Origin of the sequence: Sutcliffiella horikoshii (assembly GCF_044809035.1) — a bacterium.
Classification (GTDB): domain Bacteria; phylum Bacillota; class Bacilli; order Bacillales; family Bacillaceae_I; genus Sutcliffiella_A; species Sutcliffiella_A horikoshii_G.
In genome coordinates, this window is record NZ_CP085237.1 from 2,802,448 (window position 1) to 2,815,464 (window position 13,017).

Sequence of the window (13,017 nt, forward strand, 5' to 3'; positions counted from 1 at the left end):
GGTTAGTTTTTCGGGCGTTGATAGAATGGCGCTTTAACCACTTTAGCTTTAAGACGTTTTTTACGAACTTGCACTTCCACTTCTGTATCAAGCTCTGTGAACTCTTTCTTTAAAAGTGCGAGGCCGATATTTTTCTTTAACGTTGGAGATTGCGTACCTGTTGTCACTTCTCCAATTAGCTCATCACCAACAAACACTTCATATCCGTGGCGAGGAATTCCTTTGTCTATCATTTCAATCCCAACGATACTACGAGGTGCTCCGTTTTCTTTTTGCTCTTGTAAAACTTCTTTCCCAAAGAAATCTTCTTCTTTGTTTGTTTTAACAGCAAAACCGATACCAGCTTCAATCGGAGTAATGTCTTTTGACAGCTCTTGCCCGTAAAGTGCAAGCTTTGCTTCAAAACGCAAAGTATCACGGGAACCTAATCCGCATGGAACTAGCCCGTCTTCTTTTCCAGCTTCAAGCAATGTGTTCCAAAGTTGAACCGCATCTTCTTGCTGGCAATAGATTTCAAATCCATCTTCCCCTGTGTAACCTGTTCTGGAAACCAGAGCTGTCACTCCATCGATATCTACATTTTCTTTAAATTTAAAAAATTTAATTTCTGAAAGGTCCGTGTTTGTCAGTTTTTGCAGAACCTTCTCCGCTATCGGGCCTTGAATTGCCAGCTGTGCAATCGTTTCAGAAATATTTATTACTTCCACTTCTTCTGTTACATGGCTTTTTAACCAGTCAAAATCTTTTTCTATATTGGATGCATTCACAACAAGCAGATAATCCTCATCCGCTTTTTTGTAGACAAGCAAATCGTCTACCGTTCCACCGTCCGGATAGCACATAGCTGTATATTGCGCGCCACCGTCTTTTAGTTTGGAAACATCATTTGTCATCATTTTTTGTAGATAAGCAAGACTGTCTTTTCCTTTTACTTCAATTTCTCCCATGTGAGAAACATCGAATAATCCAGCTTTCGTACGAACCGCTTCATGCTCTTCTTTGATGCTTGAAAATTGAACGGGCAGATCCCATCCGCCAAAATCGATAGTTTTGGCACCATGTTCTTTGTACACGTCGTATAATGGTGTTTTTTTAAGTTCAGTCATTACTTTTCTCCTCCTTTTACTAACCAAAAGAATGTCAACCTACTAAATTCCGTTTTTGCTGCCAAAAAAGGACAGAGAAACTCCTTTTTCATAAAAAGAGTTCTCTGTCCTTTGCACCTGAAAGTTTACCTTATGTAGAAGGCTTTCCCCTTTGGTGGTTTATTCAAAAAATTTACGAATAAACACTCTCCAGAGTCGCGTCCAACAAGAGTCTTTTTGCCTGAGAGATTCACAGTCATTCTGCTTGCTCCTTCGGCGCTGCCGTATTCTTTCTGGCAGTCTCTCCCCTTGTTCTCATTCGCAATATAATATTTTCTTTAAACATGGCCATACTAGATAAGAAGCTACAACATTCATGTTTATATAGCCAAGCATACTACCTTTAAAAGCTCACTATTATCCTACCATTAGATAAAGGATTCTGGCAATACAAAAACACTTATCATTATTATTTTTATATAGCTAAACGTTCGTGTTTAAACAAGCATATTATCAATATTTTCTAATGAAAACGCTATCCTTTTACAACATACTATAAATTGGATAATTCAGAAAGGATGCACAACAATGAATGTAGAGATTGTTTTTGATAAGGAATGGCAGGACGAACTGCTAAAACGGATGACGGATGACGGTCCTTGGGCAAATTACGAATTATTCAAGCTTGCTTTAGAAGTAGAAAATCATCTTAGCATACCAGAATTTGAAGGATTGCTTGCTCCTTCCCATCTGCCTCAACTTACCCCACTACCTCACCAATTGGAAGTTGCCAGAAACGTGGTGGAGGAGATGAACGGGAAAGCGATACTGGCTGACGAGGTAGGTCTTGGTAAAACAATTGAAGCAGGGCTGATTCTTAAAGAATATATGATTCGCGGACTAGTGAAGAAAGTTCTGATATTGGTTCCGGCCTCACTTGTTTCTCAATGGGCCATTGAATTGAATCAAAAATTCTATATTCCTGCTATCGGCCAGAGAAAGAGTTATGTATGGGAGCAATGCGATGTCGTTGTTTCTTCTATTGATACGGCAAAAAGGAGCCCGCATCGCGAAACCATCAACAGTCTCGAATACGACATGGTGATCATTGACGAGGCTCATAAACTGAAAAACAATAAAACCAAAAACTATGAATTTGTGCAGAATTTAAAGAAGAAGTTTTGCCTTTTGTTGACGGCTACGCCTATTCAAAACAAAGTGGAGGAAATTTTTAACCTGGTCTCCCTTCTTAAACCCGGTCATCTTGGCAGCGAAAGCAATTTTACTGAGGTGTTTCGTGCAAAAGACCGGAAGCTTGAGAACGATGACTATTTAAAAGAACTCGTCAATAAAGTGATGATTCGAAACAGGCGCGGGGACACGGGAATCGATTGGCCAAAACGGAATGTGGAGTCTTGTATCATTGAATTTTCAAAAGAGGAACAGGATCTTTATGATGCCATTAATCAGTTAAAAACAGATCCATATGTGCCCATTACTAGTCAGTTCTCCATTATGACCTTGCAGCGCGAAGCATGCAGCAGCAGGGAGGCTGTCTACTATACCGTTAAAAATATGATTGAACGGAAGCAGCAGGAAAATCCTCACTATCAGCCTGCACAGGGGTTGCTGAACATTTTTGAAAAGATTGATTTGGTTGGACGTAACTCTAAGGCAGAGAAAGTGTTAGAGTTGATTCAAAATGTAAAGGATAAGGTCATTATTTTTACAGAATATAGAGCAACACAAATGTACCTTCAATGGTTCTTAAAGCAAAACGGCATTACCTCCGTTCCATTCCGCGGCGGTTTTAAGCGGGGCAAGAAGGATTGGATGAGGGAACTGTTTAAAAACCATGTTCAAGTGCTTATTGCAACAGAAGCCGGTGGCGAGGGTATCAACCTGCAGTTCTGTAACCATATCATTAATTACGACCTTCCTTGGAACCCTATGAGACTTGAGCAAAGGATCGGCCGGATTCACAGGCTCGGACAAGAACGTGATGTGAATATCTATAATTTTGCTACAAGCAACACCGTCGAGGAACATATACTAAAGCTGCTTTATGAAAAGATCAATCTGTTTGAACGTGTCATTGGGGAGCTTGATGATATCTTGACAAAGATGGATATTAAGAATCTTGAAGAACATATTCAAGACATCATGCTTCATTCTAAATCAGAGGGTGAAATGAAAATAAAGATGGAAAATCTGTCATCTATTATTGAGTTTGCCGATCAGATGAAAAAGGAGGACGGACCACATGCAGCAGCGGGAAATTCATAGGTTTTTAGAGCGGTATTTTACGGCAAACAGTTGTGAAATAATCGAAAACACAAACAGCCATCTAGCCGTTCAATTGACCATTGATATGGATAAAGAATTGATGAACCGTCCTTTTTATTGGCATTATCTCGAAAAAACGGGCGGTGTGCCAAATCCGATGAAGATGACATTGATTACAGACAGCAACAAGGCACCTGAAGACCTAAAGGGAGATCATGTTCATTTTGGCTCACCGAGGATGCACCAAATTTTTGAATCGACCAAAAGTCTTGCAGGGTATATTCGCCTGTATGAAAATATTCCTTCTCATCCCGGCGCAGGCCACCTTCCTCTTCACCCGTGGCTGAATGTAAATATGAAAGTGAGCTATCAGTGTGACCGCAAGAAGGACGTGATTATGTCCCTTGGGATCCACTTGATTACAGGTACCATCCTGGAAAAGTTTCAGGAAGAAGTGGAAAAGATTCATTTGACACCTAAAATTCCTGATTTTTGTTTCACCATGACTCCCATCATTAAACCGGCGAGCGGCCTTTCTAGGCTCGAGCATTATGTAAATGGATTTATCGCCAGTCAAGATCATCAATGGGCAGAGGACGCAAGGAAAAGATGGGATCAAGATCTTCAGCTTTTGAAGCATTTTTATGAGGATGATGAAGAAAAACCTGAAGCCTATGAAACGGAGATGAAGGCTCTTCAAGAGCAATATGAGCCAAAAATTCACGTATCAATCATTAACGGCGGTCTTTTCTATTTGGGTCCATCGTTTATCAATAACCTTCACAATGGTAAATGAAGACTACCATTGTGAAGGTTTTTTAAGTTATATAGTAGTAAATCCAGTACATATGTAGGATAGTGACCATGCCGTACCCGCAGACGGCCGTTACGCAGACCGCTTTAAGCATAGGCGATTTAAGTTTCAGGTTATTTTTTATGAAAAACAGTAGAAGTAGGGAAATACCAAGTTTAAAGAGTAAAAATAAGATCGGGCTTGTTTCATAGAGGGATTTCATCAGCGGGTTGCCTTCATTAATTAACTGGAAATGCAGGCCAAAGTATGTGGCAACTCCGTCAAAAATATTCAGTAGCAACAGCGCGATCAATAGTTTTTTGACCATGGCACAACTCCTGATTGCAATTTGTTCTTTAATAAGAACGATTATACCTTTAATATTCTTTGCAAGGCAAGCTTTTAGTTTTTTTTTAAGAACATTTAATTAGTGGTATCTTTTCAGTCTTTCCACTTTGAGTAGGATTATAAGATCTGGTAGGGCACTGTAGAAGGGTTTTTGAGGGGATGAAGTTTTCAGATGCTAGAATTCGTGGAATTCTACCTTTTTTGGCACCGTTCGTGGCCTTAGATGCCAAACTTAACGTCATTTTGCTTTTTCTGGCATCGTTCTGCTCCTTAGATGACAAACTTAACATCATTTCGCCTTTTCTGGCATCGTTCTGCTCCTTAGATGACAAACTTAACATCATTTCGCCTTTTCTGGCATCGTTCTGCTCCTTAGATGACAAACTTAACGTCATATTGCTTTTTCTGGCATTGTTCCGCCTCTTAGATGCCAGAGTTTTCGAAAATCCGCTTTTTCTGGAATCTATAGAGTCTTTAGTATTAAAACCAAGCACGATGCATACTTTCTAAAAACTCTTTTGTTATGGAATACCCCGAACTTTCACCAATAACAGAATCAATTCCACAATGGGGACACACGGCCGTTTGATCTTGATCAATCCATTCCGTAATAAGAGAAGGATTGTAAATTTCCATGCAGAAAAAACACCCACATACCTTATCCTTTTCTAACTCTTTTTTATGATGGCTGCTGAATTTATGCGCCTTAGCGATATAATCTTCCATACTGTTTCTCCTCTCTATTCTCAAAAAAATAAGAGCCCACCTTATCAAGACAAGGTGGACAATCTCTTAATTATTTTATCGGAATCCATATCTCCGAGTAAAGGTCCGGACTCGACGGATCCTCATCTGTGTACAATTCAAAATCCGGCGCTCCGGAATGTTCGTAGCTATTGGAAGGGAACCATTCTGAGAAGATACGTTTCCACGTGTCCTGCATGGCATGTGGCATCGGACCATGCACTTCAAAAACTACCCATTTTGAAGCAGGAATCTCCAACTTCTCCAACTCTTCCGGAATCTCCCCTTCTATCGCCGCAGCCACCCAGTAATCCATCACTTGTTCTGATTTCATCTCTTCTGTTGTTCCTTCACATACACCAAGAACCCCTTTGATGGCCCCATTATTTAATGCAAACAGCTTATCTGTAAAACCTTCTGCATTAACATCCTGCCAAAACTTCGGGATCTCCAAAGATTGCTCATCATTGGCACATGAAAATCTTCGTTTCTTCCCAGCCACGGTAAATGCCTCTTTGTTCACTACACTATATTTCATCGGTTCTGCCCCTTCCAATGTGACCTGGATGACCAGGCGGTTATAAGTTTGCAGCTTCCCTTCATGCCTCCGCACTTCTGTTGGAGAAGTGCCGTGTTGCCTTCGGAATGCCTTCGTGAAAGCCTCGGGAGTGTCGTAACCATAGTTGCAGGCGATATCAATGATCTTGTTGTCCGTTGTAAGCAATTCCTGTGCAGCAAGCGTCAACCTTCTTCTTCTTAAATACTCTGCAACCGATGTATCCGTCAACAATCCGAAAGTCCGTTGAAAATGAAAGGAAGAAACATTTGCATGTCTAGCTATATCCTCGATTGTTATATCTTCTGTCAAATTCTCTTCCATATATTCGATTGCCCGCTGAATCGATTCCACCAACGCCATATGACCTCACTCCTTATGTCTATCCTATCAGCGTGAACGATTGGATTCCTGTTCGTTTGTGCTTTGTTTTGGCAGGTTTCTTAATCGAGCTGCCTCTCTAATATTGTCATGTAAATAGGATTCCGTCTGTGGATGATATAGAATTTCTTCGGTCGTCATCCAATGAACAGCCTCCACCTCATCCGGACTCTTCGGAAATGGTTCTCCACTCTGCCATTCACATAGAAATACAATGTCCACAACTTCCCGGCCATCCGGTAAAACGAAGGAGGTATTACGCACATACGTCATATTTTCATGAACGCTGATTCCCACTTTCTCCATCAACTCTCGCCTCAAGGTCCGCTCCAAAATATCAGAAGAAGCGCCTTCTGGGTCAACCGTCCCGCCAACAAAAGAAAGCATCCCTCCTGCATGCTCTTCTTTGTGGCTCCTCTCTATCATCAACCATTTATCCCCTCTATACACAGCACCTTCCACATTTATTAAGAACATCCTAATCCCCCTTATTTTCTTGCTTTAATAATCAAAGTCGATGGAAACCTGCGAGTCTTATAAAGAGAATAGTAGCGGTCGGATACCGGCGCATCCTCATCTTTAAAACGTTCTCCCGCCTCACTTTCCACCACCTTCTCGATGGTAAAGCCCGCTTGAATCAGTTCATTTATGTAGGTTGCAAGTTTTCTTGTGTGGATGGTCATCGGTGCATCTTCACCTTTAAATTTCTCAAAGGTGTGCAGGCCTTCTTTCTGATAGGAACCTTCTAAAGTCATGACACCATTCTCGCTACTAATATGAGCGTATAAAGGATGATCCCAGCTGAAAAGAAAGCTTCCTCCTTGTTTTAGATAAGAATAGATCAATTGCAAGGTTGCCTTTAAATCTGTGGTCCAACCCAAAGCATAGATGGAATAAACACAATCAAAATAATCTTTTGGAAGGTCGATTTCTTGTTCCATCGGCGCACAAAATAAGCGAGGTTTCCATCCTTGAAGTGTCTTTTCGGCAGCTAATTTCTGCTCAGAAGAAAGGTCCACTCCCCACAGTTCACCTGCGCCCTTTTCCTCCGCCATATACTTTAAAGAATGACCACTTCCAAACCCGATATCCAACACCTTTTTACTTTGAAGATTGTCTAACAGTTTCAATTCATCTTCCGTTTGAGTAAAAGGCCCATAACTCGGAAGGGCATCCACCCCGTTGAAATAATGGGCGACCTTGTCCCAGCTCTTGCGATTACTTTCCAATAGTTGATTCATGACCATTACCCCTTTATATCTTTTATAAATGCAATTAACCTGCTTGATTCCTTAAATCCCACTCCAATGTGAAAATCATAGCTAACATGATTATCTAAGTGGATGTCTGAGCCTATTTGCTTACAGCCTTTCTTTTTTAACCAAAGCTCGCCTACTTCTACTAACTTTGCAGAGTATCCTTTCCTTCTAAACTCTGGTTTCACATATACCCCTTCTATATATCCTGTCGGAGTGGATTCTGTCCCTTCCACATAATCGACTCTGATAGAGAGATGGATAAAGGAAACAAACTCTGTACCTAAGCGGTAAAATAGAATCTTGTCCCGATTGGAAGCCAGGATTTCCTGGAATGACTCCTGCAACTCTTCCTTCGTGCTTTCCGGCCAGAGATCTAAGGACATTTCAGTGTAGTAGTCTATATGATTGTTCGAAGCAACTACAACGTTTTCATCCATACGGTCTTCTGAAGTTTTAAGTTCCAGCCTAGCCAATTGCTCCCCCCACGAAGCAATCTCCGTTTCTACAAAACCAGCATTTTTATATAACTTTTTCGCTAGATGGTTGGTCGGTTCATAGCCAAGCACGACATACGGGATGGAGGTGGCGTTTTCTTTATTAATATCCTTCAATACTTCATCAAGCGCTACTTTTCCAAACCCCTTCCCTTGGAATTTTTCATCTATCATCAATCGGTAGATCCAGTAATTCCCGTCATCCGGATCAATCCCATACATCGCAAAACCCACCATTTCCTCTTCCGCATAAACTCCCATTGCTTTGAAATCCGGTAAGAATTGCACCTGTGCAAGGGAATAGAGGTTGGATGCCACGAAGTTTTGTTGGTCCTCTGAAACTTTTAATTGAATTGCCTTTTGCCAATTTTCAGCTGTAATTTGTCGTAGTGTGATTTTCATGATTTTGTCCCTCTTCTATTTTTTAGTTTTGTTCATACCAATAGAATAGTGTGTATTTACCCATTATCTTTAATGAAGGGTGATTCTAGATGACTGATGATAAAATTGACAAACGAATTCCTCAACCCATCAGGAGCGATGGTGCCGGAGCATTAGATCTTGGTCCGAGAAACGTGCTGAGAGATTTACAGAATCCTGATTTGCTCGTGCCCCCAAAAACCGATGCCGGAATCGTTCCAAATCTGCGTTTCTCCTTCTCGGATACGTCTATGATTCTGAAACACGGTGGATGGTCCAGAGAGATTACGGTCAGAGAACTTCCCATCGCCACCACTCTGGCTGGTGTTAATATGAGTCTGACCGCCGGTGGTGTAAGGGAGCTCCATTGGCACAAAGAGGCAGAATGGTCCTATATGATACTCGGCCGTGCCCGCATTACAGCTGTAGACCAGGACGGAAGGAATTTCATTGCCGATGTCGGACCTGGTGACTTGTGGTACTTTCCACCCGGCATTCCCCACTCCATTCAAGGATTGGAGCATTGTGAATTTTTGTTGGTTTTTGATTCTGGCGATTTTTCCGATTTGAGCACTCTCTCCATTTCCGACTGGTTTGCTCATACACCAAAGGAAGTGTTATCGGCTAATTTCGGAGTTCCGGAGAGCACCTTTGACGACCGTCCAAAAGGCCAGCTTTATATCTATCAAAGTGAGGTGCCCGGACCTCTTGAAACACAGGCTGTCCAATCGCCTAACGGGAAAGTTCCATTACCATTCAAGTACGAAATGTTAAAACAGCCACCACTGGAATTTTCCGGAGGATCTGTTCGTATTGTTGACTCCACCGTTTTCAAAATTTCCAAAACCGTCGCAGCGGCCCTTGTGGAAGTGAAGCCTGGTGGCATGCGGGAACTTCACTGGCACCCGAATAATGATGAGTGGCAGTATTACCTTACAGGAAAAGCACGCATGACCGTCTTTCTTGGGGACGGAACAGCCAGAACCTTTGATTACATGGCGGGGGATGTAGGATATGTTCCTTTTGCAACTGGACACTATATCCAGAACACAGGTGATGAAACGCTCTGGTTCCTCGAAATGTTTAAAAGCGACCGGTTTGAAGACGTATCCCTGGCCCAGTGGATGGCATTAACGCCGAGACAACTGGTGGACAGTAATGTTAATGTCAGCTCCGCTTTTACAAAAAATATACGAAAAGAGAAGGAACCTGTTGTGAGCTTTCCACCTTATACGTATAAGCCGAAAAGTAATTAGATCTCGATGGAGAGCCCTGTTAATGCTGACGGGGCTCTTTTTTGCTTGCGTATCGTAAGGATAAAACAATAAAAAGGACAAAAGCACCAATTCCCATCAAAATATAGGCAAGCATATCTGTCCAATGAAAAGGTGCTTCATGGAGGTACACCGCTTTAACCCATATTTCTTGTTGCTCTTCGACTGCGATGGCAGTAGCCGAGTCGATTCCCATAATTTTGTAATACTTCGCACCCTTTTCATAATAGTTGGAGGCGTCGCCATAATAAGATCCCGTCCTATCATCAGCCATCCTTTTTACCTCGCCAATCTTTTTCCCTATGTCTGAAGCATCCACGAATTCCTCTGTGACTTCGTACACTCCACCTCCCCATACAACAAACTTATATGCCCAACTAAGCGCATGAGCCGTAGAGGAAACCATTGAGAAGCAAATTACAAAAAATAATAGACCCCTTTTCATCTCTCTATCCCCCGTCTAAAGTCCATAATATTACTTCCACTTACGATAGCCTAAAACCTTCCCGTTTATATTTTCGATCGGAACCACTCCAAAATTCCTGCTATCAAAACTTCTCCACCACGCATCTCCTAATAAAAAGACATGACCTTCAGGAATGGTATATTTTTCTGTATCATATTCTTTCGCATCCTCGAATAAAGGACGATTATAAACATTATCCAAACCTCTTCCATAAAACGCATCTAACTTCTTATCATCTATATATATTTGAGCATCTTTCAAGTGAATTGTTTCTCCAGGCAACCCCACAACCCTTGATATATTTTTAGGTTCACTGTACTTATCAAGCATACTTGGATCGATTTTCACCTCTTCAGGATACGTAAAATTCACTACATCCCCACGGTTTACACTATTCACTTCATAATATGCCGGATCGATGACAAGCAGATCTTTATAGAAATGGTGATCTCCCCTATCCATGGCATCACTATGCCATTCATATAAAATCATGTCATCCTCGTACACTACCCTCTCAATATCGGGTGAAGTAATTGAATCGGTAATTACCGAAGAGGTCGGTTCGAATAGAGGCTTAAAAATAAGTATCACTACCAATAAGGAGACAGAAAGCGACATCGCTATTCCCAATGAAAGAAAGACAGGCTTCTTTTTAGAAGGATTCTTCTTAATATTTTTTAATACACTTTGTTTACGTTCTTCTGAAAGTGCGGCATATTGAAATACAGTCGTGTCCATCTTTTTTCGAAATTGCTTCAACTCTTGTTCAATCATTACCCCTACCTCCATCCGTATAGTGAACTCGCAATAGCTCTTTTCCTCTAGTCAGTCTTGTCTTGACAGTACTGAGGTTGGTATGAAGAAAACTGCTTATCTCCTTCAAGCTACCTCATAATAAAAGAGGAAAACGACTTCCCTATATTTCAATGGTAGGGCTAACACAAAATCCGCCAAATCAGTAACATGCTCTTTTTCTAAAAATGGTTGTTCAGGTGTGCTTGTATGGTCCGCAACCACCCTTCCAAACATTTCTGTGATTTTCACTTTTCTATAGTTCCAACTCTTCAAATAATCCTTACATTTATTGATGGTGATTCTGTATAGATAGGTTTTCACACTGGACTCGCCACGAAAAATATCCAGATTATTAAAATAGGTTATAAATACCTCCTGTGAAATATCTTCAGCTATATTAAAATCCTTCACGTAGGAATATGCCAATTTTACAATACTATTTCCGTATTGATTCATCACACTTTCCAGATGTCTTTCTTTATGGTCAAAAACATGCAAAGGTTCTTCCAAGGCTGCCTTCACCCTCTCTTCCATTCTTTCACTAATAAAAGTTAGACGACACTTCTCCTTGGAAAGTTTGGAAAATCTTTCTTTTAATTGTACCAAAAGAAAAAAGCAGGAGAACTTCTTATTAAAAAAGAAATTATCCTGCTCTATTTTTAAATGGCCCATTCTCCATCTGTCATGATTTTTTCTTTCACGCCATCTTCCGTTTCCCCTTCAATGCTCAACTCTTCCGAACCAATCATGAAGTCGACGTGGATCATACTGGTGTTGATTCCCTTAGCTTCTAACTCTTCCTTGCTCATCTTCGCGCCGCCTTCAATATTGATGGGATAGGCAGAACCTAGCGCCAAGTGACAAGAAGCATTTTCATCAAACAGTGTATTATAGAAAATCACTTCTTGTTTGGAAACTGGTGAACTGTGCGGGACAAGCGCTACCTCACCTAGATGCAGTGATCCTTCATCCGTTTCTAAAAGCTTTTTCAACACTTCATATCCTTGCTCTGCAGTGAATTCAACAACTTTGCCTTCTTTAAATGTAAGGCTGAAGTTGTCCACAAGATTTCCATTTAGGTTTAAAGGTTTAGTGGAGGATACGACACCGTTAACTCCGGTTTTTACAGGTGCCGTAAAAACTTCTTCTGTTGGAAGGTTTGGAACAAAATAAGTACCTTGATCATTGTTCATTCCACCGCCAAGCCATACCTGTTCATTTGGAAGCTCGATTGTTAGGTCTGTACCTGGCGCTTTGTAATGAAGCTTTTTGTATTTTTTCGTATTTAAAACTTGTAGTTTTTCCTGGAGGGTTTTAATGTGCTTATTCCAAGCTTCAACAGGGTCATTTTCATTGACGCGTGTTACCTGGTAAATGTTTTCCCATAGGCTTGCAACCTGTTCTTCAGGAGATTTTTCCGGGTAAAGCTTAGCTGCCCATTCTTGAGAAGGCACGGAAACAATCGCCCAGCTTACCTGTGCTGTTTGAATGTATTTTCGGTAGTTCTGCATGGCTTTTGCCTGCGCTTTGTTAGAGATGGATACTCGCTCAGGATCGACGTCTTTTAGAAGGTCTGGGTTGGACGCAACGATGGACATAAATGCCGCTCCTTCTTCTGCCATCTCCTCCATTCCTTTTACTTTCCACTCACGAACGTGACTGAGAGATTCTGTTGAGGCCGTTTCATATGTAATCTTTGTTAGTTGTTCGTCGTTCCATTCGGTATGTACGTATTTAGCACCCAGCTTATATGCGATTTTTGCAACTTCTCTTACAAATGGTGCTGCAGATATTGGGGCATTGATAACTAGAGGCTGATTTTCTTGCAGGTTGATCCCAACTTTTAGCGCAAGTTCAGCGTATTTGGTCAATTTTTCTTGTATCACTATGTATTTCCTCCTTTTGGTTGATGAGAATATTGTATCATAGGATGCCGACTGTAGGTTTAAGGAGATTTTTTATAATTTTAGAGGGGACTTAACTGGGTCCTGAGGGTATTGTGAGTTTTTTGAGTATGATTGTGAGTTTTACAAAGCTTATTGTGAGTTTTTCAAGCGTTATTGTGAGTTTTAGACCTATTATTGTGACTTTTCCGAAGCTTATTATGAGTTTTGTC

15 protein-coding genes, 1 pseudogene and 1 riboswitch are annotated in these 13,017 nt (G+C 41.1%); of the genes and pseudogenes, 3 read left to right on the top strand and 13 right to left on the bottom strand.

Going from position 1 to position 13,017, the window contains the following annotated elements; genetic code table 11:
- Window positions 1–2: 2 nt before the first annotated feature.
- Window positions 3–1,106 carry a glycine cleavage system aminomethyltransferase GcvT gene (gene gcvT, locus LG307_RS14600; protein WP_404443330.1) on the bottom strand — a complete coding sequence of 368 codons (1,104 nt, stop codon included), beginning with the start codon at window positions 1,104–1,106 and terminating at the stop codon, window positions 3–5.
- A 198-nt stretch (window positions 1,107–1,304) separates the two neighbouring features.
- A riboswitch (glycine riboswitch) is annotated at window positions 1,305–1,404 on the bottom strand.
- A gap of 269 nt (window positions 1,405–1,673) precedes the next feature.
- Between gcvT and LG307_RS14605 the strand changes: the two genes are divergently transcribed.
- Window positions 1,674–3,371: a DEAD/DEAH box helicase gene (locus LG307_RS14605; RefSeq protein ID WP_404443336.1), complete on the top strand. Its 1,698-nt coding sequence runs from the start codon at window positions 1,674–1,676 to the stop codon at window positions 3,369–3,371.
- Window positions 3,349–4,167, top strand: a complete 819-nt coding sequence (locus tag LG307_RS14610; protein ID WP_404443339.1) for a YqhG family protein — start codon at window positions 3,349–3,351, stop codon at window positions 4,165–4,167. Before LG307_RS14605 ends, LG307_RS14610 begins: the two co-directional genes overlap by 23 nt.
- 22 nt (window positions 4,168–4,189) lie before the next feature.
- Here LG307_RS14610 and LG307_RS14615 read toward each other — a convergent pair whose 3' ends face one another.
- The 8 genes and pseudogenes from LG307_RS14615 to LG307_RS14650 form a co-directional block, all read right to left on the bottom strand.
- Window positions 4,190–4,492 carry a DUF5658 family protein gene (locus tag LG307_RS14615; protein WP_404443342.1) on the bottom strand — a complete coding sequence of 101 codons (303 nt, stop codon included), beginning with the start codon at window positions 4,490–4,492 and terminating at the stop codon, window positions 4,190–4,192.
- An 85-nt stretch (window positions 4,493–4,577) separates the two neighbouring features.
- Complete coding sequence (locus LG307_RS14620) at window positions 4,578–5,006, bottom strand: hypothetical protein (RefSeq protein ID WP_404443345.1); 429 nt, start codon at window positions 5,004–5,006, stop codon at window positions 4,578–4,580.
- Window positions 4,993–5,238, bottom strand: a complete 246-nt coding sequence (locus LG307_RS14625) for a cytoplasmic protein (protein ID WP_404443347.1) — start codon at window positions 5,236–5,238, stop codon at window positions 4,993–4,995. Before LG307_RS14625 ends, LG307_RS14620 begins: the two co-directional genes overlap by 14 nt.
- Window positions 5,239–5,308: 70 nt before the next feature.
- Complete coding sequence (locus tag LG307_RS14630) at window positions 5,309–6,175, bottom strand: GyrI-like domain-containing protein (RefSeq protein ID WP_404443350.1); 867 nt, start codon at window positions 6,173–6,175, stop codon at window positions 5,309–5,311.
- Between the two features lie 27 nt (window positions 6,176–6,202).
- Window positions 6,203–6,670, bottom strand: a complete 468-nt coding sequence (locus LG307_RS14635) for an NUDIX hydrolase (protein WP_404443352.1) — start codon at window positions 6,668–6,670, stop codon at window positions 6,203–6,205.
- An 11-nt stretch (window positions 6,671–6,681) separates the two neighbouring features.
- The gene (locus tag LG307_RS14640) at window positions 6,682–7,434 is read right to left on the bottom strand and encodes a class I SAM-dependent methyltransferase (RefSeq protein WP_404443354.1); all 753 of its coding nucleotides are present in this window, start codon (window positions 7,432–7,434) and stop codon (window positions 6,682–6,684) included.
- A gap of 5 nt (window positions 7,435–7,439) precedes the next feature.
- A complete protein-coding gene (gene aac(6') / locus LG307_RS14645) occupies window positions 7,440–7,889 on the bottom strand; it encodes an aminoglycoside 6'-N-acetyltransferase (RefSeq protein WP_404450467.1) in 450 nt (149 codons plus the stop codon).
- Window positions 7,890–7,907: 18 nt separating this feature from the next.
- Window positions 7,908–8,351 (bottom strand): annotated as a pseudogene (locus LG307_RS14650) (GNAT family N-acetyltransferase); the annotation flags it as partial.
- Window positions 8,352–8,437: 86 nt separating this feature from the next.
- Here LG307_RS14650 and LG307_RS14655 point away from each other — a divergent pair.
- The gene (locus LG307_RS14655; RefSeq protein ID WP_404443356.1) at window positions 8,438–9,622 is read left to right on the top strand and encodes an oxalate decarboxylase family bicupin; all 1,185 of its coding nucleotides are present in this window, start codon (window positions 8,438–8,440) and stop codon (window positions 9,620–9,622) included.
- Window positions 9,623–9,641: 19 nt separating this feature from the next.
- Here LG307_RS14655 and LG307_RS14660 read toward each other — a convergent pair whose 3' ends face one another.
- The 4 genes from LG307_RS14660 to LG307_RS14675 form a co-directional block, all read right to left on the bottom strand.
- Window positions 9,642–9,983: a hypothetical protein gene (locus LG307_RS14660; protein WP_404443359.1), complete on the bottom strand. Its 342-nt coding sequence runs from the start codon at window positions 9,981–9,983 to the stop codon at window positions 9,642–9,644.
- A gap of 132 nt (window positions 9,984–10,115) precedes the next feature.
- Window positions 10,116–10,880, bottom strand: coding sequence for a signal peptidase I (gene lepB, locus LG307_RS14665; protein WP_404443361.1), 765 nt, complete (start codon window positions 10,878–10,880; stop codon window positions 10,116–10,118).
- A gap of 105 nt (window positions 10,881–10,985) precedes the next feature.
- Window positions 10,986–11,573, bottom strand: coding sequence for a sigma-70 family RNA polymerase sigma factor (locus LG307_RS14670; protein ID WP_404443364.1), 588 nt, complete (start codon window positions 11,571–11,573; stop codon window positions 10,986–10,988).
- A complete protein-coding gene (locus LG307_RS14675; protein ID WP_404450468.1) occupies window positions 11,561–12,790 on the bottom strand; it encodes an aminopeptidase in 1,230 nt (409 codons plus the stop codon). Before LG307_RS14675 ends, LG307_RS14670 begins: the two co-directional genes overlap by 13 nt.
- Window positions 12,791–13,017 lie beyond the last annotated feature (227 nt).

What these genes read in the sequence shown, in the direction of transcription:
- LG307_RS14610 (WP_404443339.1), top strand. Translation starts at nt 3,349, where the DNA reads ATGCAGCAGCGGGAAATTCATAGGTTTTTAGAGCGGTATTTTACGGCA.
- LG307_RS14605 (WP_404443336.1), top strand. Translation starts at nt 1,674, where the DNA reads ATGAATGTAGAGATTGTTTTTGATAAGGAATGGCAGGACGAACTGCTA.
- LG307_RS14625 (WP_404443347.1), bottom strand. Translation starts at nt 5,238, where the DNA reads ATGGAAGATTATATCGCTAAGGCGCATAAATTCAGCAGCCATCATAAA.
- LG307_RS14635 (WP_404443352.1), bottom strand. Translation starts at nt 6,670, where the DNA reads ATGTTCTTAATAAATGTGGAAGGTGCTGTGTATAGAGGGGATAAATGG.
- LG307_RS14655 (WP_404443356.1), top strand. Translation starts at nt 8,438, where the DNA reads ATGACTGATGATAAAATTGACAAACGAATTCCTCAACCCATCAGGAGC.
- LG307_RS14630 (WP_404443350.1), bottom strand. Translation starts at nt 6,175, where the DNA reads ATGGCGTTGGTGGAATCGATTCAGCGGGCAATCGAATATATGGAAGAG.
- LG307_RS14670 (WP_404443364.1), bottom strand. Translation starts at nt 11,573, where the DNA reads ATGGGCCATTTAAAAATAGAGCAGGATAATTTCTTTTTTAATAAGAAG.
- LG307_RS14640 (WP_404443354.1), bottom strand. Translation starts at nt 7,434, where the DNA reads ATGAATCAACTATTGGAAAGTAATCGCAAGAGCTGGGACAAGGTCGCC.
- LG307_RS14615 (WP_404443342.1), bottom strand. Translation starts at nt 4,492, where the DNA reads ATGGTCAAAAAACTATTGATCGCGCTGTTGCTACTGAATATTTTTGAC.
- lepB (WP_404443361.1), bottom strand. Translation starts at nt 10,880, where the DNA reads ATGATTGAACAAGAGTTGAAGCAATTTCGAAAAAAGATGGACACGACT.
- gcvT (WP_404443330.1), bottom strand. Translation starts at nt 1,106, where the DNA reads ATGACTGAACTTAAAAAAACACCATTATACGACGTGTACAAAGAACAT.